We start from the raw sequence: 19,322 nt of genomic DNA, 5'->3' as shown, positions 1-19,322 counted from the left end.
TGAGCAAAAAATGCATAATAGGTTTATTTAAGTATAAGATAAGCACCTGTTGATCTCGGTATTTAACTAACTCTTTGACTATGCGTTTTGTTTCCCTATGCCTTACTTCAATCCTGCTCTGCTCGTCTCCTTTGGCATATGAGCTAGATTACTATTCTAAGTTTGGTCACATCGATAATTACGGCAATCTTGATCTTAGAAACAAGCCTTATACCCAACTACCCTCTGGCCTAGTGGTAAAGGGCAACTTAAACATCTCACAAACCCCTATCAAAACCTTGCCTAAAGGGCTTGATGTTGAAGGCAGTCTGGAAGCAACTAACAGCGCACTCAAAGTTATTCGCTCAGGAACAAAGATAAAAGGCTATGCAAACCTACTAGGTAGTAAGATCGAAAACTGGCCTAAAGGCATCAAACTAGGCGGTTACCTAAATCTGACAGATACACCGTTAAAAGCGCTTCCAGCTAAACTTCGAGTAAAAGGTGATCTAAGTGTTATTCGCACTCCCATTTCTGAACTTCCTGAAGGATTGGTGGTTGATGGTAATCTTTATATTGGAGGATCAGCGCTGAAAGTATTTCCAGACACAATGACGGTGAAAGGGAATATCTATTTAGGTGGTAACAGGATCACCAAATGGCCTAGCAATTTAACCCTTGGTGGCGCCGTCGCACCTTAAAGAGCAGATAAACAAAAGCCCCGGCAGACCGAGGCTTTAAGGCATTCTGAATCAACAGAGTTCAGTGACGAAAGTTACTCTTGGTTATTCACAGGATTGGCATAGCTCGCCACCAAATAAGGTCTTGCGCCTTCAGGTAGCTGATCCAACTTATCCGCGAGATGACGCTTAACTGCTTCCGTAATGATGCTCGAATCTTCATGCCCAGCAGCTAACAAGTTGATTGGGTACAACTTGTAGTTGTTGTGAATTTGGCGGTCGATTTCACCAGCAAGAGATTCCGGCGTTTCAAACTCTTGCTCAATCACATCACCAAACGCAACATGTACACGGCCTTTATAGCCAACGATACCTTGAATGATGCTTTCGATATCTTCAAATTCGCCTTTTTCATAGCGGCCATTTTCTGCTTTTTCGTACAGCTCTTTTGCTTTGGCAATGTCACATGGATCATTTTCATAGGAAATCGAGACAGGAACGATTTTCAGAGAACGCGTGTACTCACCAAAGCTGATCTTTTGTTTACGACCTTCAACATGGAACATTTTTAAAATCGCAGGATCAGTAAAGTCGTTTCCATCTTTAGCACGGCCTTCCTTTTGGGCAATCCAAATTGAATTGCCAGTATCAAGCGAATGTTTGATATAGCTTGACAGTTGTCCCAATGCTTTCATCATTTCTCTAGGCGCCTTAGCAGAGCGCTTAACGATGAAGCTCTTATTGAGTCGCATCAATTCTGTCGCACATGGCTTCTTCAGCAGGTTATCGCCAATCGCTATACGAACTGTACGGTGCCCACTTTGGTACAAGCCATAATTTACGAGCGCAGGGTCCATCGCAATATCACGGTGGTTAGAAACGAATAGGTATGACGTGTTTTTATCCAGCTTATCCAAACCAGAAAAAGTGACGCCATCCGTTGTCTTATTCAATGTATCTTTCAGATACTTCTTCACTTCAATCTGAATTGCTTCGACAGAATCAAGCTTGCTCCACTTGGCTTTCAGGTAGATGCGCAGGATCGGGCTCATTAGCGTTTTGAACCACGCTGCTTTATTAGCAAAGCGATGTTCTAGGATAGCAGTGATAAATTCATCATCTTGGATTAGACGATCCAGCGCTGCTGGAATTTCTTCGTCGTTGTAAGGACGAATTTCAATATAAGGATCGGTATTGGCTGTCATTGTTCATTACATATCAAAAAAAGCTGGCACATTTTACGCATAGTTTTGCTGACAAGCAGCATTTCAACCCATACTTTTAACATGGTCATACCAGTTAAGCCACCATTTATCATGCTAAAAAATTCTCTCTGCAGGTTGGAATCGTATGGGTTTAACGTTACCCTTAGCGCCAAAAAACACTGGTACTCATAATGAACTACGCAATTGAATTTCACGACGCTAAATACCCCTTTCTTGATGTAGCTGCGCGTAAAAAAGCACTGAAGCACAGTCTACTATCTGTCATCGAAGGGTTAGCCGTCATTAAATTGGGTAAGCAGGAGTATGCCATTGAACCAGGCCAATATTTTTGGATTCCTCAAGGATGTTTGAGCTCCCTCACCTTTTTACCTAATTCTCGTGTATATCGTTGTGATTTTTCTGTGCGTTTAAATGACGAGTTCTCACAACAGGCGGGCTTTGTGAAGCCTTCACCGCTACTAAAAGCGCTCGTCGAGAAGCTAGCAACAACTGCCGAACGCTCGGATCTGCAAACCGATCTACTGACAGTAGTAAGACATGAAGTATTGACGCTGTCTCCTAAACTAGCGCACTCAACGTTAACGAGAACCATCAATCAATGGACTCCTGGCTGTGACATGAATATTTCTAAAGAGCTTTGCTTGGTACTAACACTACGTGAAGCAAGAAAAATGAAACTGTCGGGGAAGAAGGAAGAGCAAATTGTTGACTCTCTTTTTGCTGGTAACACCGAAGAATATGAACAGCTTTGCTTTTTAGTCTTTGGAGAAGCGCTATAACTTGCTCTTCAACAAGCTACGTCTTCAGCATTACGGACACAGAAAGTAGATTAAAACAAAAAGGGCGTACATTGATAATGTACGCCCTTTTTTCATTTGCTTGAGGTGTCTAGAAAGGTACCTCTATTTGCATCATCCAGTCAGCGTCATAATATTCGTGCCAACGATAATCAAACCGCATTCTTGGCTGTCCGTCGGATTTATCACCAAAACCAACGCTGAACATCAACCCGTGACTACGAAGCCACTCTTCTGTATCCATTTTACTCTCTTCGTCTCGAAGCTCTTCCGGCATCCAAAAACCAAGACCAAAGTAATTCTTTTCTAAGTTTTGAGTTAGAAGTGGGGTGTCTTCCGGCTTAATCGCCCACTCCTCCCAATAGTTTTCTGTTGGTCCTTCAAGCTTCGCTTCCGCTGCATACCAAATCAATGCTTCAGTACTTAACACGCCGATGGAATCTAAAATTTCTTCACAGATTGGAAGCGTGTTATCTTCAAACACCACGGAACGATCAGAAAAATAGTTACACGCGGAATGAGCTTGTGTCACCACAAGCAGCGCACATGCACTAAATAAAACTGCTCTGACCATGAAAATCTGACCTCTCAGTTCCCAGACAATGTTTCTCTGTATAAGCCTTTACTAAGTAATAAATCACGTACGGAAGGTGTTGTATAGGCGCCGATCTCTTCACCCTCGGCCAATGCTTTGCGAATATCTGTGCTTCTGACTTTTACTTTTTCAGGACATGCCATAACAGTCCAACGTTCCGTAATCTCTTCAGCTCTACTAAATTTAGCAAATTTGAAGAAATTATCAGGACCAATGACAAAAGTTATATCGGCAGTTGGGTAAATTTCTTGAATTTTTTCTAACAACGCATAGGTCGTCACACTTTGTCCAGGTTGGTATAAAGCTTGCTCTGCATCAGAACGCTGAACATTAGAAAGCCCCATATCCTTGATGAACGCGTCAACCATTTTGCACCGAGTTGGGTAATCAAGCATGTTCTTGCCCCAAGCGTGTGCAATGCTTGGCTCAAGTAGCACAAGATCAAAGTGGCTCAAAGACTCAATAACACTTTTATGCCCTAAACTAGGTGGGTTAAATGCACTACCAAAAATGGCGATTTTTTTCATATCCGGTGATTACCTGGTTGAAGAGAGTTTTCTAATCTGATGATTTCGGTATGATACTACTAATCTTTACAGCTTTTGACCCTAAAGTCGCGTTTAATGAGCCTCAACTGTATGGTTTATGACCATTTGAGCAAATGCGCTTTAGAGTCTGAAATATTTGCAGGAAAAGGAACCCTAAATGGAACAATCCATCCGTGACGAAATGCGCGTACTCCCTTCAATTGATCCGCATTTTGAAATTGAACGCCGTGTCGCTTTTATTAAGCGTAAATTGCAAGAAGCGGGCTGTAAGTCTCTTGTTCTTGGCATCAGCGGTGGCGTTGACTCAACGACATGTGGTCGTTTAGCTCAGTTGGCTGTAGACCAACTAAACGAAGAAGCGGGCAACAATAGCTACCAATTTATCGCAGTTCGCCTGCCTTACGGGGAGCAAAAAGATGAAGATGAGGCTCAGCTCGCTCTGTCTTTTATCCAGCCAACCCATTCTGTATCGGTGAACATCAAAGCAGGTGTTGACGGGCTTCATTCGGCTTCTCACGTTGCATTAGAAGGCACAGACCTTCTACCAACTGATGCAGCAAAAGTCGACTTCGTAAAAGGCAATGTAAAAGCGCGTGCTCGCATGGTAGCTCAATACGAGATCGCGGGCTACGTAGGCGGCCTTGTTCTTGGTACTGATCACTCAGCAGAAAACATCACTGGTTTCTACACTAAATTTGGTGATGGCGCTTGTGACATGGCACCATTGTTCGGATTAAGTAAGCGCCAAGTTCGTGAAGTGGCTGCTACATTGGGTGCACCTGAGCAACTAGTGAAGAAAGTGCCAACGGCAGACTTAGAAGAGCTTGCTCCACAGAAAGCAGACGAAGATGCCCTACGCCTAACTTACGAGCAAATCGACGACTTCTTAGAGGGCAAACCTGTTCCACAGCAAGTGAGTGACCGTCTGGTAGCGATTTACAAAGCAACGCAGCACAAACGCCAGCCAATCCCGACGATTTACGACTAAGCGATATTTTCAGCTCTCTTTAAAACTCAAAACGCTGCTAAAAATAGCAGCGTTTTTTTGTCTAGGAACAGTTTTTGTCGAAGGACAAAATTGCTCTCGCCTAGTTGGTTACTGTTACGTCCGTCTCTGGCACAGCACAACACGCCAACACGGTTCCCATTGCACGTTCCTCATCAGTCAGCGCGGGCACGTCCGGATGATGAACTTGCCCCGACGTAAGCTGAACTTTACACGCGCCGCATAAGCCAGCACGACAGCTATTGCTGATGACCTTCCCAGCATCTTCGAGCTGATCTAACAACGTTTTTTGGTTGTTGCCTACGACTTTAGCTCCATTAAAGTCAATAGCGAGACTTTTCTCTGGCTTTGACGTAAGAGAAGAAACTCCAAACGCTTCTTGATGGTAGTTTTCCTCTGGCAGCCCTTTTCTTAGTAGAAGACTTTTTGCTTTATCCATAAAGCCATCCGGGCCACACACAAACACCTGCCGCTGTTCAACATCTTTGATTTGCTTAATGTGTGACAAACTTAAACGCCCTTTCAAACCAAACCAATCAACAGCAGGTTGCGTTAAACAGACTTTTACTTCTAGCCCTGGGTGCTCACGCTTTAACTGCTCCAACTCTGAGCGACAAGGAATATCATTCTCGGTGCGACATTGATGGTAGAAAACCACATTATCCAACTGATTGTGATCTGCTAAGTAACGCACCATTGATAACATTGGTGTTACTCCGCTACCCGCAGAGAGTAACAGCAGAGGCTGCGCTTCATGCGTTTTAAGGTGGAACTGACCGTCAGGTTGTTCTGCCTCTAAAACATCACCGACTTGTAAGTTGTCTAAGAGTGAGTTAGAGACTCTTCCACCCGCGATACGCTTTACAGAAATAGCATAACGACCCGGGCGAGAAGGACTGGATGATAAGGTATAGCGTCGACCCACTTTCTTACCATCAATATTCACCTCTATTGGCAGGTGTTGTCCTGGCAAGTAATTAGGCAACGAACCTTTGTTTGGCTCTAACCATAAGGTCACAAAGTCTTGGGCAATTTCTTCACGCTCAACACATGTAAGCTTCATGCGCACTGGCGAGTTATCTGCGTAAAACTCCGGCTCTTTGTACTCCAATACTTCAACTTTATCGCCTTGACGAATAATGCCTTCATTTCGCGCGACAAGATTCTGGCCAAAGAACACACCACCGACATCGTTTGCACGGAACTGTTGCAAGGTTTTGAGCGGCTCTTTGCTCTCACGGAATGTGCCTCTTTGGGTATTCACCGTAGTCAGGATACAGCGCTCGCAAGGTTTGAGAGACTCAAACTCTACCTCACCGATTCGTATGCGCTTCCATGAATCTTCTTCAAATGGCTTAGTATCAGAGACAACTAAGTTAGTACGAAACTGATCCATTGAGTGTAGCTCTGAACTTCTTCGGTTCAGCTCATCAAGTGAAGCTTGGCTGATCACTAAAACCGGATAACCATCAGCAAAACTGACGTTTTGACCTAGCTTTTCACGGACACGATTCGATTGCTCACCACTAAACAACAACTCAACGCGCTGCCCCAACACACGACTAAACCAGTCATCTGCATCATCTGTCGTGGTATAGGCAGTAAACGTATCTTTCCAAACCGTTGCAGGTGTCTCCTGCATTTTGAAATCTTGGTAACGGATTTTAAGTGGCTCCATACCCAAACTACTAAACACCACTCCATCGGACAATAAGGCAGACTTAATGGTTACCATTTGCGGATACTTTCGCGCAGTGATCATCGAGCCATCAGCTTTCGCAATCATAAAGCGACGATCGAAGCTCAATCCTTGCTTCTCAACCCATACGGACGACAGCGATAATCCGCCAACTGACTTAACCGGAAAAACATTAATTTGGGATAAAACGGGTTGCGACATAGCCTTCTTCCTACGGGTGTTTTTTATTTGTTGCGGTATTGTATACTCAAATCACATTAAGTTGCAGAGTCTGCTGCCTCTTCATCCATTTCAACTTTCTCGAAACCATATTCTTATAAATTTGGTTTTAGTGACAAGTATTTACTACACTCAATATTCGCGTTTTTTAACACCGTTCTGACCAAATACCGTTTGATAAAGTGTGATACGACACACATAATTCACCCAAGTTATCACTACTCCCATTTATCGATTTGGAGCTTAATTATGGATACAAGAAAACTGGTTCTGATTTTGTTATGTATCTTTCTTCCGCCTGTCGCGGTGTTCATGGAGAAAGGTCTAAATAAAGACTTTTTGATTAATCTAATATTGACGTGTTTCTTCTTTCTACCAGGTACGATCCACGCGCTTTGGTTAACAATGAAGTAACCACTTACACTCTCACTCTTTATAAAATTGAAAAATGGGATGAAATATGAGGGCAATTCCTCTATCATCCTGTCGCCTAAGCGCAAGCGTTTGCTCAAAAGCAAATACGGCGCTTAGGCTCCAATCAGACAACTTTTCAATGGTGGGAGCAATTAATGACAACACTGACTATCACTCGTCCTGACGACTGGCACGTTCACTTACGCGATGGGGAAGTTCTTAAAGACACCGTTCGCGACATCAGCCGCTACAATGGCCGTGCGCTGATTATGCCAAATACCGTCCCACCTGTTACTACAACTGAGCTCGCCCTAGCCTACCGTGACCGAATTCTCAAAGAGCAACATGGCGAACAGTTTGAGCCTTTAATGGCGCTTTACCTTACAGATAACACGACACCAGACGAAATACGTAAGGCTAAAGCAACCGGACACATTGTTGCTGCCAAGCTCTATCCTGCTGGCGCCACAACAAACTCAGATTCCGGTGTGACCAATGCGAAAAACATTTATCACGTTTTAGAAGCAATGGAAGAAGTAGGAATGTTACTTTTGGTTCATGGGGAGGTAACACATCACGATGTTGATATATTCGACCGAGAAAAAGAATTCCTTGATACCGTCCTCGCTCCTATCGTCAATGATTTCCCTAATCTTAAAATCGTACTAGAACATATCACCACCGCCGACGCAGCAAACTTCGTTAACAATGCCTCAGACAACGTAGCGGCTACCATCACTGCCCACCACCTTCTTTTCAACCGTAACCACATGCTTGTGGGTGGTATTAAACCTCATTTCTACTGTTTGCCAATTCTTAAGCGCGGAACCCACCAGCAAGCGCTGATCGAAGCAGCAACTAGTGGTAGCAAGAAGTTTTTCCTAGGTACAGACTCAGCGCCACATGCGAAAGGGGCAAAAGAATCGGCTTGCGGTTGTGCTGGTTCTTACACTGCACACGCTGCGCTAGAGCTTTATGCAGAAGTCTTCGAAAAAGAAGGCAAGTTGGAAAACTTGGAAGCTTTCGCAAGCTTCAACGGTCCTGATTTTTACGGCATTGCACGTAACACAGATACAGTAACGTTAGAAAAATCCGCTTGGGATGTGCCAGAAACGATGCCATTTGGCAATGATATCGTTGTGCCTATTCGAGCAAATGAACAGATCGAGTGGAAAGTGAAGTAAGTACTTTACTGACGTTTCACCCATAAAACAGGGTCATGCTTTTTGTAAAAAGAAGTCATGACCCTTGTTATTATCGTCTCATGTTTTAGATGTGATTATTGACCACGAAGCTTTTCAACCATCGTCCATACCGCAACCACAACCAACCCCGCCACAAAGCCGATAATACCGTTCAGTAAAATAGGCAAAATGGCTGTAGCAACCGAATGACCACTAAAGTTCATAATAATCGGCTCTACAAAGTGATGAATGGCTGGCACGTTGTGCACCACAATTCCTCCACCCACCAAAAACATCGCAGCAGTTCCTACAATGGTTAACAACTTCATCAACTTTGGTGCAAAAGCGACCAAGGCCCCTCCGACTTTCGCTACCCAACCTTTACCGTTTGAGCGACTTTCAAGGTAAAGGCCTAAATCATCTAGCTTCACAATCCCAGCGACTAGTCCATAAACTCCAACCGTCATAATCACTGCAATTAAACTGACAACTAAAATTTGCGTAACAAGACTGGCTCCTGTCACGGTACCTAACGCAATCACGATGATCTCTGCTGAAAGGATAAAGTCTGTTCGAATCGCACCAGAAACTTTACGCTTTTCATACTCTTCTATCGACTCGCCAGTATTAACTAGCTCCTCTTTTTCTTCGTGCGGATGCGAGTGAGGAAACACTTTCTCAAGTACTTTCTCTGCCCCTTCAAAGCAGAGAAATAAGCCGCCAATTAGCAATAATGGCATAATAAGCCATGGAATAATCGCGCTAATAAGTAAAGCTGAAGGAACTAAAATCAATTTATTTTTGAATGAGCCTTTTGCAACCGCCCAAACCACTGGAATCTCTCGCTCAGATGCAACACCAGACACTTGTTGAGCGTTTAACGCTAGATCATCTCCCAATACACCTGCGGTTTTCTTTGCCGCCATTTTTGACATTAAGGCGACATCATCAAGCACCGTGGCAATATCGTCCAACAGTGTGAGTAAACTTGCTCCAGCCATTTTTTGTCTCTTATATGAAATTGAGTAAGTAACAAAATGTAACACCAATGAATCACTCATCAAAGTGATGATTTTGCAAAGAATACCACCCCAAATGGTGTTTTATATTGCCGTAAAGATAAGACAGGTCTAGTCTTGTGATACCTTTCAGCAGTCAAAAGAAAAAGTATAGATGAAAAGTGGATACATTTACCCGATCGGTACTCCTGGCCAACCTTGGAACGAAGAAGAACGTAAAGCTTGGTTAGCAACGCAAGAAGTAAAACGTAGCTACCAAGATGAAGTCGTCAGTAAAATCGATGCCCTACGCGAGCGTTTTGATGTTGAACAATATGGTGCGCTCTCATACAACGAGGCACGCTTCCCTCTGTTTTGTATCAAAACACGCAATTGGGATTCAACTAAACCTGCTGTGTTGGTCACAGGCGGCGTGCACGGTTACGAAACCAGCGGTGTACATGGCGCATTAAAGTTTGTAGAAACAGAAGCAGAGCGCTATGCAGAGCATTTCAATATTGTCGTTGCACCCTGCGTAAGCCCTTGGGGTTACGAGGTGATCAACCGCTGGAATCCAAACGCGATTGATCCAAACCGCTCTTTCTATAAGGATAGCCCTGCCGAAGAGTCCGCTAACCTCATGAAGCTCGTTGCAACTTTAGGCGATGTGTTAATGCACATTGATCTACATGAAACGACAGATTCTGACGAAACTGAGTTCCGTCCAGCCTTAGCTGCTCGTGATGGTATTGAGTACATTGAAGGTATGATCCCAGATGGCTTTTACACGGTGGGAGATAGTGAAAACCCTCAGCCTGACTTCCAAAAAGCGGTCATTGAGTCAGTTGCAAAAGTGACTCACATTGCACCAGCAGATGAAAACGGCGAAATCATTGGTTCACCCGTCGTACAGTTTGGCGTTATCAACTACCCAATGGTAAAACTGGGCCTGTGTGGCGGCGTAACAAATTGCGTTTACGGCACGACAACGGAAGTGTACCCAGACAGCCCAACGGTGACCGACGAAGAATGTAACGATGCACAGGTTGCAGCCGTGGTGGGTGGTTTGAATTACATAATCGCTCAGCTATAACAATCGATTCTTGTATTGCTCCGGTGTCATGCCGGAGTATTTCTTGAACATCGCGATAAAAGGGCTAGCTTGGTTATAACCTAACGTCAGAGCGACTTCTTTTACGGTCTGCCCTTTACGCAGCAACTCCATAGAATGCAAATAACGTACACGTAAGCGCCACTCAGTAAAGCTCATTCCTAATTCACTCTGGCAATGTCTCGCTAACGTGCGTTCTGTGGTATGCACTTTTGCCGCCCACTCCGCCAAACTGATCTCATCCGTCGGCGATTCTTCTACTGCTTTTAAAATCGGTTCAAGATACTTATTGTCGGTAGTCGGTAAAAAGTGATGTTCGACTTCTTGCTTTGCAAGCTGGTCCAATAACACTTGTACCAAGCGCTTGTCTTCATCAGTTTGCGCCACGTTAATGTCTCGCTGACGAAAGTCCTCAATAATAGATGACACGATTGGAGTCACTTTGATCAAGCTCGTTTTGGTAGGAAAATGCGCTGTCAATTCAGGGGCAATGTTCAAAGAACAATATTCGATTGGCTTACGGTTGTAGCTAGTGTGACGAATTCCGGCGGGAACCCAAATAGCAAGATGTGGAGGTGCTAGAAATCTTGTGTCTTCTGCATCCATCTCCAGAATCCCACCGCTGATCAGTTGCACTTGCCCCCAAGGGTGGCTATGAATTCGTGTTTCTGTATTAGAGAGAAACGCTTCGAAATTCATAAATACATCTGATGGCGCACGATCGATTGATAAGGAGGGGTGAAGATTTCTGGCGCTCTTTTTCAAAATTGTCTTCCTATCGCTTACGATGTCTTTTAAGAGATACTTTTTATTATAAAGACCTGCCAGACTAGCGCCATCAATAATTGTGCTATAGGGTTCTCATGATTTATTTACTTCCGTTTTTCACCGTTATGATTTGGGGTGGTAACTCAATTGTGAACAAGATGGCTGCGAGCGCCATTGAACCAAGTGCGATGAGTTTCTACCGTTGGTTTGTCGCAATGGTACTCCTAACGCCATTTTGCCTGCCTGCAATCATCAAACAACGACACATTATTCGACCTTACTTAGCTAAGTTGGCGTTTCTTGCGTTACTTGGTATGGTTCTCAACCAGTCACTTGGATACTATGCCGGTTTAACAACAACGGCCTCTAATATGGCTCTGATCACCTCTTTAGTTCCTTTGCTCAGTGTGTTTTTAAGTGTCCCATTACTCGGTAAATCTATATCAATGTTAAGTATCGTCGGTGGTGTCATTTCGCTCGGCGGCTTGGCATTTATGCTTGGTCACGGTGATATCACTTACTTTTTACATCAAGACTTAACGCAAGGTGACAGCTTAATGCTCGTTGCTGCCATGGTATACGCGGCTTATTGTGTTCTGCTAAAACGCTGGAAAATGCCATTCAGTAGTTTAACTCTGGTTTACATGCAGGGCTTCTTTTCTGTTTTGATGCTCACACCACTTTGGCTCTCTAGTGAGCAACTGTTACCAAGCCAAGATGCGCTACCATTAATCGCTTATGCTGGTATTGCTGCTTCCATTTTCGCGCCGCTAATGTGGGTCAAAGCGATTGATTCAATTGGTGCTGATTCAAGTGCTATGTTCATGAACCTAATGCCTGTGGTTTCCGTCATACTTGCTTCAACACTAATTGGTGAGAAAATTTACGCTTACCACATTATTGGTGGGTTGTTAGTCATCTCTGGCGTTATCCTGTCGCAAGTAAAAGTAAGACAGAGAAAACCATTATCCAATTCTGAGATTGCCTCTACCGCCAATTAACATCTACACCCCAAGCCACAGAACTACGCTGTGGCTTGTCACTTCCAGCGTTCGAATAAAAGTTAAAATTTTGTTTCATTCGCTATTCCCGAAAATTCATCTTGCTGCTAAATTGGGAAAACAATAACCCATCAAGGAAAGACAGATGAGCAGTGGTCAAAGAGACATTACCCTTCGCTTTTTAGCAGAACCCAGCGACGTAAATTTTGGCGGAAAAGTGCACGGCGGCGCCGTAATGAAATGGATCGACTTGGCAGCGTACGCCTGCTCTGCAGCGTGGAGTGGTAAATATTGCATTACCGCATATGCTGGCGGCATTCGGTTTGTTGCGCCGATTCATGTCGGCAACTTAGTCGAAGTTAGCGCGAAAGTCATTTATACCGGACGAAGCTCAATGCACATTGCGATTGACGTGCAAGCCAGTGATCCAAAGCAAATGAAAAACAGACTCACCACTCACTGTATCGTTATCATGGTTGCTGTAGATGAAAACGGAAAACCAACCGATGTACCGAAATGGATTCCAGAGTCAGATGAAGACAAAGCCTTAGAGCAATCCGCGATCCGTCTTATGAACATGCGTAAAGAGATTGGGGAAGAAATGGAAGCACACGTTAAATATCTCAAGTAACTGGCATCCGTTAAGAACACTATTAAGTACCTCAACGTTACCCAGACCCAGAGTGTGGAGCAACATCATGGTTTTGCCATTTGTTTCACGCTCGCCCTTCTCTGTCATAAATCCTTCACCTAGCTTTGCTTAAATCCATCCATTATTTTAGAGTTGGATAGAGTTTGGATCTTGAGACTAAAAGAAACGACCTTAAGTGAAGAGACGTTGACCAATTTAAAAGCGGTCGAGTACCAGTGGGTGAGAACCATGTACGTCGAGGGGTATAACGAAACAGAAATTAATCATTACATTCAAACTTGCTTTGGCGGTGACGTTACCTTTGCTAATCTATTTCGTCGCGTCGCACTGCAGCAAGAAAGTTTGTACACGCTGCTTCAATACGTTGGATGCGCACCTTCCAGCCGAGAGTTTTAATCTCTTCCTTCCCTACCTCAATTTAGCTTTTTACTAAGCTCTAGTTATTTATGTGAAGTGCTACGCAGGGCATTATTCAAGCCCTGTGTAATCCATTGCAAAGCCGCTAATCTCTATCTACTTATTGCACAATTGCCTTTAACAGGCATAAAAAAACCTGAGTCTAAACTCAGGTTATGGTTACAAAAACTGTTAGTGATTGAATCGTAAGGAACTAAGCTAACAGCCAGCTATGCGTAACGCCAATAAAAGCCAAGATATTACTGATCGGCGGCCAAACCAAAATTGTAATATCCGTGCTAAGTATAAGGGCGACCATGTGGTCGCCCTTTTCTAGTTATTCTTATCAATCTCAGACCACAAGAGATTATCCTTTCACACCACCAGCGGTTAGACCACCAACCAACCAGCGCTGCGCAAGTAAGAATACGGCAGTGATTGGCACTGCTGAAAGTACAGCAGCTGCGGCAAAGTCACCCCACAAGTAGTTTTGTGGATATAGGTATTGCTGCATACCCACTGCAAGTGTGTACGAGTCTACATCAGAAAGCAGTAGTGACGCTACAGGAACTTCACCAATTACCATGATGAACGACAAGATGAAGACTACCGCTAGGATTGGCACAGACAGTGGCAGCAATACCAAACGGAATGCTTGCCATGGTGTAGCACCATCAAGAGCCGCCGCTTCCTCTAGAGACGAGTCAATACTTTCGAAGTAGCCTTTAATGGTCCAAACGTGCAGTGCGATACCACCTAAGTAAGCGAAAATCAGACCGCCATGCGTGTTCAGACCAAGGAAAGGAATGTACTGACCCAGTTTGTCGAACAACGCGTACAGAGCAACCAGTGCCAACACCGCAGGGAACATCTGGAAGATCATCATCGCTTTAAGAATGGTGTTCTTACCTTTGAACTTCATACGAGCAAACGCGTAAGCCGATGTGGTTGATAGCGCCACGATTAGGATTGCAGAAATACCACCCACTTTTACCGAGTTCCATAGCCATGTCATTACTGGGAATGGTGGCGGTGTAACTGTACCGTCTGGATTAGTCACCGAGAAACCTAATGCCAATTTCCAGTGATCAAGTGTTGGGTTGTCTGGGATCAGGCTACCCGTTGCAAAGTTACCTTCACGGAATGAAATCGCGATGATCATCAGTAAAGGGAAAATAATCAGTGCCAAGAATGCCCACATTGCAATATGAGTAGCCCAAACACGATACTTTAATGACTTACCTTGTACCATTGCCATTGTAATTTCTCCTTAGTCCTGAGCTACTTTAGTTACGCGTAGGTTGATAAGTGCCAATGCGCCAACCAATAGGAAGATAAGCGTTGCTACTGCACTTGCTAGACCGAAGTCTTGACCACCAGCACCTTCGAATGCGATTCGGTAGGTGTAACTTACTAACAGGTCGGTGTAACCCGCAGGCTCTGATGTACCAATCATGTTTGGACCACCGCCAGTCAACAACTGGATAAGTACGAAGTTGTTGAAGTTAAATGCAAAACTCGCGATCAACAATGGCGTTAACGGCTTCAACATCATTGGTAGTGTGATACGTGTGAAGTTCGTGACAAAGTTCGCACCATCAATTGCTGATGCTTCATATAAATCGTCTGGAATCGCTTTTAGTAAGCCCATACACAAAATCATCATGTAAGGGAAACCAAGCCAAGTGTTAACAATTAAGATCATGGTTTTCGCCATGAACGGATCAGAGAACCAAGCCGGGCTAATGCCGAATAAGCCTTCCAACAACATGTTGATCTCACCAAAGCTTTGGTTAAACAAACCTTTAAAGATCAAGATAGAAATAAACGCCGGAACTGCATAAGGCAGGATTAGCAACAAACGGTAAACCGAGCGACCTTTAAGTGCTTCCCACTGAACCACACTGGCAAGGACAAGACCAATAACAAGCGTAAATAATACGGTTAGCGCAGAGAAAACAATGGTCCAGATAAAGATACTGATAAACGGCTCTTTGATACCATCATCTTTCCAAACACGCTCAAAGTTGTGGGTACCAATGTTCACCACGAAACCTGGTGACACTGTGCTACCAACAAATTGACCGTTTTCATCGACAGGCTGGTAGTAACCTACTTCCATATTTGGACGTAGCGTTTCTTCAGTCCGGTTGTTGTAAAGCGTTTCACCATCTTCTTGTAATGTGTACAAAGGTACAACTGCAGCAAATTTGCGCAGCCCACTCATGCGGATATCATCACCACTTGGCAAATGTAAATCGACACTGCTCAACGCACTGCGGTTCTTAACAATCGCCTTGATTGATTCTTTTTCACCCGTTACTTCTTCAATTGGTGAAAGATCAAACTCCGATGCTGAAAGGTTATCAAGCTGAAAAGTCGGGCTTGCAAGTAGCTCACCATCTTTTTCAACCACAAGTTGATGGCCTTGCTCCGTTTTATACAAAGTGAACGGGTAGCTATCACCACTTTGGTAAGTTCGGTCCAAAAGTACGTTCTGAGCGCGATCAAAAGAGAGTTGGTTTTTCGCGCTATAGTTGGTAAACGCCAAACCTATGGTGTACGCCAAAGGAAAAAGAATGAAAAGGATCATCCCTGCTATACCAGGGTAGATGTAACGGTGTGCGTACGTCTTTTTACTACCAAAGATGAACAACGCTAAAGCGGTAAGAATGAGCGTAAGTAGTGCAAACGCAATCTCACCGCGAGAATACATAAGGATTGTTGCGTAGCCATTGATGATGCCGACTGTGCCTAAAAGTGACCATTTCATGAACACTTTTTTGCTGCTCGGAAGGCTGGCTTCTGGTGCTGTCATAGCATTTGTACCTTGAACTGACTGCATAGGGAACCTGCTAGCGAATATAGAATAAATATAGAAAAGTAAGGAGGAGTTGCCTCCTCCTTAAAAAGGTCTTACTTAATTATTTAGTCATTTGTTTTTCTGCATCTGCAAGAGCTGCATCGACAGTTTGACGACCGTCAACTACGTTGATGATTGCGTTCTTAGCCGCACCCCAGAATGCGTTCATTTGAGGGATATTTGGCATGATTTCGCCGTTCATCGCATTGTCCATTGTTGCTGCGATACGAGTATCTGAATCTAGCTCACGTTGGAACGAGTTAAGTGCTACCGCACCTAGAGGCTTATCGTTGTTAACCATACGTAGGCCATCGTTTGTTAGTAGGTAGTTCTCAATGAACTCAACTGCTAGATCTTTGTTTGGAGACGCAGTGCTGATACCAGCCGTTAGAACACCAACGAATGGCTTAGAAGATTGACCTTGGAACTTAGGTAGCGTAGTCACGCCGTAGTTAACGCCAGACTTCTCAATGTTGCCCCAAGACCATGGACCGTTGATCGTCATCGCTGTTTTGCCTTGGTTGAACGCAGACTCAGACACTGAGTAATCCATATCCGCAGAGATTACGCCTTTGTCAACTAAGCCTTTTACGAAGCTCATTGCGTCTTTAACGCCTTCTTTCGCGATACCTGCGTCTTTAACATCGTAACCTTCAGAAGTGTATTTAAACGCGTAGCCGCCATCAGCCGCCATTAGTGGCCAAGTGAAGTACGGTTCTTTTAGGTTCCACATGATTGCAGACTTGCCGTCTTTTTTAAGTTTTGCATCTAATGCTGCAACCTCTTCCCAAGACTTTGGTGGGTTTGGAACTAGGTCTTTGTTGTAGATTAGAGATAGAGACTCAACCGCAACTGGATAGCCGATCAATTTGCCGTCGTAACGTACTGCATCCCAAGCGAAATCAACGATACCTTCTTGAATATTCTTAGAAGGTTTAATTTCTGCTAGCAGGCCAGCTTCTGCGTAACCACCGAAACGGTCGTGAGCCCAGAATACGATATCAGGACCGTCGCCAGTCGCTGCAGTTTGAGGGAATTTGTCTTGAAGGCCATCTGGGTGAGCCACAGTCACTTTAATGCCTGTGTCTTCTTCAAATTTCTTACCAACTTCAGCAAGGCCGTTGTAGCCTTTATCACCGTTGATCCAGATAGTAAGTTGTCCTTCTTCGATGGCAGCATTAGCACCAAAAGAACCCAAAGCAACAAGAGTACCTAGTGCTACAGCGCTTAACTTTTTCATGTTCGTATCCTTTTTATATTTTTGATGTAGGGCTAGTCCATTGAGGTTCAGCCGTATTTCGACATATATCATCTGAAATAATCCAATATGTCTCATCCTCCTAATCCCTACGCCCTTACAATTATGACGTATTTTCGTGATCTAAATCGCCAAGGGTAAGAGACTCAAATCACAAAATGGATAGTTCCTGTGATCGGTTTCAACTTTAGGTGGTGCAATAATGTGATTTCCGACCAACTGCTTTCTTCCTCCTCCTTTTTTACTCCTCCCTTTCTACTCCCCCTACAATTATTTCTATTAGGAGGATGTCGCACTACGCACAATCTTAGAAACTGCAGTCATCCAAGAGTGGATGGTAAGAACCCTTTCCCAGCAGTGCCTACGTATTAGGAAAAAGATTTGCTGGTTTTGCATTGCCAGACGAGTGGAATGTCATTATTAGTGTTGTTTGTGGTAATTATTTCACGGGGGAGACAATACGAATAATGTGGGGGAGAGAAACTCGTACTTGGCTATGATGGGTAGCACTTCTATTCAGGACATTTTATTGAAGTGCTACCCTACTTTTCTTACCAACCGCAAGAACTTACCGATTCCTACTGTTACTGCTCGCTAGATAATTCATATAATGATGAGCGGTGAATAATAAAAAATTGATCGAGGACGAGCTACATGGCGAGTGTCACGTTAAAAAATGTTTGTAAAGCGTATGGCGACGTACTGATTTCTAAGAACGTAGACCTAACAATCAACGAAGGTGAATTTGTTGTTTTCGTAGGTCCATCAGGTTGTGGTAAATCTACCCTTTTACGTTGTATTGCCGGTCTTGAAGACATTACTTCAGGTGATTTGTATATTGGTGACCAGCGCATGAATGACGTCGAACCATCCAAACGTGGTGTTGGTATGGTATTCCAGTCTTACGCTCTTTACCCGCACCTTAACTTATATGACAACATGTCATTTGGCTTGAAACTAGCAAAAGCAGACAAAGCAGAAATCGACAAGCGTGTTGAACAAGCAGCAGAAATCCTACAACTAGGCCACTTGCTTGAGCGCCAACCAAAAGCACTTTCTGGTGGACAGCGTCAACGTGTGGCGATTGGCCGAACATTGGTATCGCAGCCAAATGTATTCCTTCTAGACGAGCCACTATCAAACTTGGATGCGGCACTGCGTGTAAACATGCGTGCACAAATCACGAAACTTCAGCGCCAACTTGGTTGTACCATGATCTACGTAACGCACGATCAGGTAGAAGCGATGACAATGGCAGATAAAATCGTTGTACTAGACGGCGGTTATGTATCGCAAGTTGGTAAGCCGCTTGAGCTTTACCATTACCCACAAAACCGCTTTGTAGCTGGCTTTATCGGTTCTCCGAAAATGAACTTCATGAGCGTATTCATTGATGAAGTAGAAGCAGAGCGCGTCAAAGTTCAACTATCTAACGGCGTATCTTTCTGGATTCCGGTGGATGGTACAACAGTTAACCGCGGCGACCGAATGTCTTTAGGCATTCGCCCTGAGCACCTATTATCCGCTTCTGAAGCCGATGCAAGTATTCACGGTGAAGTGATGATTGTTGAGAAGCTAGGTAACGAAACTCAAGTATACCTAAATCTAGAAGGCGCGGACGCCGACGTTATTTTCCGTCAGCCTGACACACTTGCAGTCGACACTGGCGATAAAATCGAGATCGGTATTCCAGCTCATCGTTGTCACCTGTTCCACAGTGATGGTCGCGCATGCCGCCGCCTATACAAAGAAAACGGCGTAGAAGTCGAATAGTTCATTCGTCCTTACTCAAAAAAATCCCTCTCACTTGAGAGGGATTTTTTTATCTTAATAAATATCAGCAATTCGATACTAAATCATTAATCGTTAACGAATCAAATCACCCGTTTCTTCTACCCTCACATAAACCATTGTCTTTGTACTGATAC

Annotated in this window: 19 protein-coding genes; 10 read left to right on the top strand and 9 right to left on the bottom strand. The window is 44.0% G+C overall.

Annotation, left to right across the window (positions count from 1 at the left end):
- Nucleotides 1-80: 80 nt before the first annotated feature.
- Nucleotides 81-680, top strand: a complete 600-nt coding sequence (locus R7Z47_RS02350; RefSeq protein ID WP_017821237.1) for a hypothetical protein — start codon at nucleotides 81-83, stop codon at nucleotides 678-680.
- A gap of 74 nt (nucleotides 681-754) precedes the next feature.
- Here the strand turns inward: R7Z47_RS02350 and R7Z47_RS02345 are convergent, their stop codons facing one another.
- Entirely contained in the window at nucleotides 755-1,864 is a 1,110-nt protein-coding gene (locus tag R7Z47_RS02345; RefSeq protein ID WP_053350090.1) for a 1-acyl-sn-glycerol-3-phosphate acyltransferase, read from the bottom strand.
- Nucleotides 1,865-2,055: 191 nt separating this feature from the next.
- Between R7Z47_RS02345 and R7Z47_RS02340 the strand changes: the two genes are divergently transcribed.
- Nucleotides 2,056-2,664, top strand: a complete 609-nt coding sequence (locus R7Z47_RS02340; protein WP_064369671.1) for a hypothetical protein — start codon at nucleotides 2,056-2,058, stop codon at nucleotides 2,662-2,664.
- A 109-nt stretch (nucleotides 2,665-2,773) separates the two neighbouring features.
- Here the strand turns inward: R7Z47_RS02340 and R7Z47_RS02335 are convergent, their stop codons facing one another.
- Together R7Z47_RS02335 and R7Z47_RS02330 are read right to left on the bottom strand one after the other, a co-directional pair.
- A complete protein-coding gene (locus tag R7Z47_RS02335) occupies nucleotides 2,774-3,256 on the bottom strand; it encodes a hypothetical protein (RefSeq protein WP_104976466.1) in 483 nt (160 codons plus the stop codon).
- A gap of 14 nt (nucleotides 3,257-3,270) precedes the next feature.
- Complete coding sequence (locus R7Z47_RS02330; protein WP_005375300.1) at nucleotides 3,271-3,804, bottom strand: nicotinate-nicotinamide nucleotide adenylyltransferase; 534 nt, start codon at nucleotides 3,802-3,804, stop codon at nucleotides 3,271-3,273.
- Between the two features lie 178 nt (nucleotides 3,805-3,982).
- On the opposite strand from R7Z47_RS02330, the gene nadE reads away from it, so the two are divergent.
- On the top strand, nucleotides 3,983-4,813 hold the full coding sequence (nadE, locus tag R7Z47_RS02325; protein ID WP_005385021.1) for an ammonia-dependent NAD(+) synthetase: 831 nt from the start codon (nucleotides 3,983-3,985) through the stop codon (nucleotides 4,811-4,813).
- 100 nt (nucleotides 4,814-4,913) lie between these two features.
- On the opposite strand, the gene R7Z47_RS02320 is transcribed toward nadE, so the two are convergent.
- Nucleotides 4,914-6,731, bottom strand: coding sequence for a hybrid-cluster NAD(P)-dependent oxidoreductase (locus tag R7Z47_RS02320; RefSeq protein WP_005385020.1), 1,818 nt, complete (start codon nucleotides 6,729-6,731; stop codon nucleotides 4,914-4,916).
- A gap of 267 nt (nucleotides 6,732-6,998) precedes the next feature.
- Between R7Z47_RS02320 and R7Z47_RS02315 the strand changes: the two genes are divergently transcribed.
- Both R7Z47_RS02315 and pyrC read left to right on the top strand, forming a co-directional pair.
- Nucleotides 6,999-7,163 carry a YqaE/Pmp3 family membrane protein gene (locus R7Z47_RS02315; RefSeq protein WP_005375297.1) on the top strand — a complete coding sequence of 55 codons (165 nt, stop codon included), beginning with the start codon at nucleotides 6,999-7,001 and terminating at the stop codon, nucleotides 7,161-7,163.
- Between the two features lie 155 nt (nucleotides 7,164-7,318).
- On the top strand, nucleotides 7,319-8,347 hold the full coding sequence (gene pyrC, locus R7Z47_RS02310; RefSeq protein ID WP_005385019.1) for a dihydroorotase: 1,029 nt from the start codon (nucleotides 7,319-7,321) through the stop codon (nucleotides 8,345-8,347).
- Nucleotides 8,348-8,442: 95 nt separating this feature from the next.
- Here pyrC and R7Z47_RS02305 read toward each other — a convergent pair whose 3' ends face one another.
- Nucleotides 8,443-9,348: a DUF808 domain-containing protein gene (locus R7Z47_RS02305; protein WP_017821242.1), complete on the bottom strand. Its 906-nt coding sequence runs from the start codon at nucleotides 9,346-9,348 to the stop codon at nucleotides 8,443-8,445.
- Nucleotides 9,349-9,520: 172 nt separating this feature from the next.
- Here R7Z47_RS02305 and R7Z47_RS02300 point away from each other — a divergent pair, with 172 nt between their 5' ends.
- Nucleotides 9,521-10,438 (top strand): M14 family metallocarboxypeptidase, encoded by a 918-nt coding sequence (locus tag R7Z47_RS02300; protein WP_005385015.1) that lies wholly within the window; start codon nucleotides 9,521-9,523, stop codon nucleotides 10,436-10,438.
- Here R7Z47_RS02300 and R7Z47_RS02295 read toward each other — a convergent pair.
- Nucleotides 10,433-11,221 (bottom strand): AraC family transcriptional regulator, encoded by a 789-nt coding sequence (locus R7Z47_RS02295; protein ID WP_005385013.1) that lies wholly within the window; start codon nucleotides 11,219-11,221, stop codon nucleotides 10,433-10,435. The two genes, R7Z47_RS02300 and R7Z47_RS02295, sit on opposite strands and share 6 nt — an antisense overlap.
- Before the next feature lie 98 nt (nucleotides 11,222-11,319).
- Between R7Z47_RS02295 and R7Z47_RS02290 the strand changes: the two genes are divergently transcribed.
- The 3 genes from R7Z47_RS02290 to R7Z47_RS02280 all read left to right on the top strand — a co-directional run bounded on the left by R7Z47_RS02290 (nucleotide 11,320) and on the right by R7Z47_RS02280 (nucleotide 13,273).
- On the top strand, nucleotides 11,320-12,225 hold the full coding sequence (locus R7Z47_RS02290) for a DMT family transporter (RefSeq protein WP_149191610.1): 906 nt from the start codon (nucleotides 11,320-11,322) through the stop codon (nucleotides 12,223-12,225).
- Between the two features lie 145 nt (nucleotides 12,226-12,370).
- The gene (locus R7Z47_RS02285) at nucleotides 12,371-12,856 is read left to right on the top strand and encodes an acyl-CoA thioesterase (RefSeq protein ID WP_005375279.1); all 486 of its coding nucleotides are present in this window, start codon (nucleotides 12,371-12,373) and stop codon (nucleotides 12,854-12,856) included.
- A gap of 171 nt (nucleotides 12,857-13,027) precedes the next feature.
- On the top strand, nucleotides 13,028-13,273 hold the full coding sequence (locus tag R7Z47_RS02280) for a hypothetical protein (protein ID WP_005375277.1): 246 nt from the start codon (nucleotides 13,028-13,030) through the stop codon (nucleotides 13,271-13,273).
- Nucleotides 13,274-13,640: 367 nt separating this feature from the next.
- Here R7Z47_RS02280 and malG read toward each other — a convergent pair whose 3' ends face one another.
- The 3 genes from malG to malE all read right to left on the bottom strand — a co-directional run bounded on the left by malG (nucleotide 13,641) and on the right by malE (nucleotide 17,376).
- Nucleotides 13,641-14,531 (bottom strand): maltose ABC transporter permease MalG, encoded by an 891-nt coding sequence (gene malG / locus R7Z47_RS02275; RefSeq protein WP_005375275.1) that lies wholly within the window; start codon nucleotides 14,529-14,531, stop codon nucleotides 13,641-13,643.
- Nucleotides 14,532-14,543: 12 nt separating this feature from the next.
- Nucleotides 14,544-16,118, bottom strand: coding sequence for a maltose ABC transporter permease MalF (gene malF / locus R7Z47_RS02270; RefSeq protein WP_005375273.1), 1,575 nt, complete (start codon nucleotides 16,116-16,118; stop codon nucleotides 14,544-14,546).
- A 79-nt stretch (nucleotides 16,119-16,197) separates the two neighbouring features.
- Nucleotides 16,198-17,376, bottom strand: coding sequence for a maltose/maltodextrin ABC transporter substrate-binding protein MalE (gene malE / locus R7Z47_RS02265; protein ID WP_005375272.1), 1,179 nt, complete (start codon nucleotides 17,374-17,376; stop codon nucleotides 16,198-16,200).
- 672 nt (nucleotides 17,377-18,048) lie between these two features.
- On the opposite strand from malE, the gene malK reads away from it, so the two are divergent.
- A complete protein-coding gene (gene malK / locus R7Z47_RS02260; RefSeq protein WP_005375271.1) occupies nucleotides 18,049-19,167 on the top strand; it encodes a maltose/maltodextrin ABC transporter ATP-binding protein MalK in 1,119 nt (372 codons plus the stop codon).
- The last annotated feature ends 155 nt before the right edge of the window (nucleotides 19,168-19,322 follow it).

The sequence above is a fragment of the Vibrio sp. 1641 genome, assembly GCF_033339995.1.
GTDB lineage: Bacteria > Pseudomonadota > Gammaproteobacteria > Enterobacterales > Vibrionaceae > Vibrio > Vibrio alginolyticus.
Note: the sequence above shows the minus strand (reverse complement) of the source record. Positions and strands in the feature narration are given on the sequence as shown.

Excerpts from the sequence above, each read along its gene's own strand:
- R7Z47_RS02350 (WP_017821237.1), top strand. The coding sequence starts at position 81 with ATGCGTTTTGTTTCCCTATGCCTTACTTCAATCCTGCTCTGCTCGTCT.
- R7Z47_RS02345 (WP_053350090.1), bottom strand. The coding sequence starts at position 1,864 with ATGACAGCCAATACCGATCCTTATATTGAAATTCGTCCTTACAACGAC.
- R7Z47_RS02340 (WP_064369671.1), top strand. The coding sequence starts at position 2,056 with ATGAACTACGCAATTGAATTTCACGACGCTAAATACCCCTTTCTTGAT.
- R7Z47_RS02335 (WP_104976466.1), bottom strand. The coding sequence starts at position 3,256 with ATGGTCAGAGCAGTTTTATTTAGTGCATGTGCGCTGCTTGTGGTGACA.
- R7Z47_RS02330 (WP_005375300.1), bottom strand. The coding sequence starts at position 3,804 with ATGAAAAAAATCGCCATTTTTGGTAGTGCATTTAACCCACCTAGTTTA.
- nadE (WP_005385021.1), top strand. The coding sequence starts at position 3,983 with ATGGAACAATCCATCCGTGACGAAATGCGCGTACTCCCTTCAATTGAT.
- R7Z47_RS02320 (WP_005385020.1), bottom strand. The coding sequence starts at position 6,731 with ATGTCGCAACCCGTTTTATCCCAAATTAATGTTTTTCCGGTTAAGTCA.
- R7Z47_RS02315 (WP_005375297.1), top strand. The coding sequence starts at position 6,999 with ATGGATACAAGAAAACTGGTTCTGATTTTGTTATGTATCTTTCTTCCG.
- pyrC (WP_005385019.1), top strand. The coding sequence starts at position 7,319 with ATGACAACACTGACTATCACTCGTCCTGACGACTGGCACGTTCACTTA.
- R7Z47_RS02305 (WP_017821242.1), bottom strand. The coding sequence starts at position 9,348 with ATGGCTGGAGCAAGTTTACTCACACTGTTGGACGATATTGCCACGGTG.
- R7Z47_RS02300 (WP_005385015.1), top strand. The coding sequence starts at position 9,521 with ATGAAAAGTGGATACATTTACCCGATCGGTACTCCTGGCCAACCTTGG.
- R7Z47_RS02290 (WP_149191610.1), top strand. The coding sequence starts at position 11,320 with ATGATTTATTTACTTCCGTTTTTCACCGTTATGATTTGGGGTGGTAAC.
- R7Z47_RS02285 (WP_005375279.1), top strand. The coding sequence starts at position 12,371 with ATGAGCAGTGGTCAAAGAGACATTACCCTTCGCTTTTTAGCAGAACCC.
- malG (WP_005375275.1), bottom strand. The coding sequence starts at position 14,531 with ATGGCAATGGTACAAGGTAAGTCATTAAAGTATCGTGTTTGGGCTACT.
- malF (WP_005375273.1), bottom strand. The coding sequence starts at position 16,118 with ATGCAGTCAGTTCAAGGTACAAATGCTATGACAGCACCAGAAGCCAGC.
- malE (WP_005375272.1), bottom strand. The coding sequence starts at position 17,376 with ATGAAAAAGTTAAGCGCTGTAGCACTAGGTACTCTTGTTGCTTTGGGT.
- malK (WP_005375271.1), top strand. The coding sequence starts at position 18,049 with ATGGCGAGTGTCACGTTAAAAAATGTTTGTAAAGCGTATGGCGACGTA.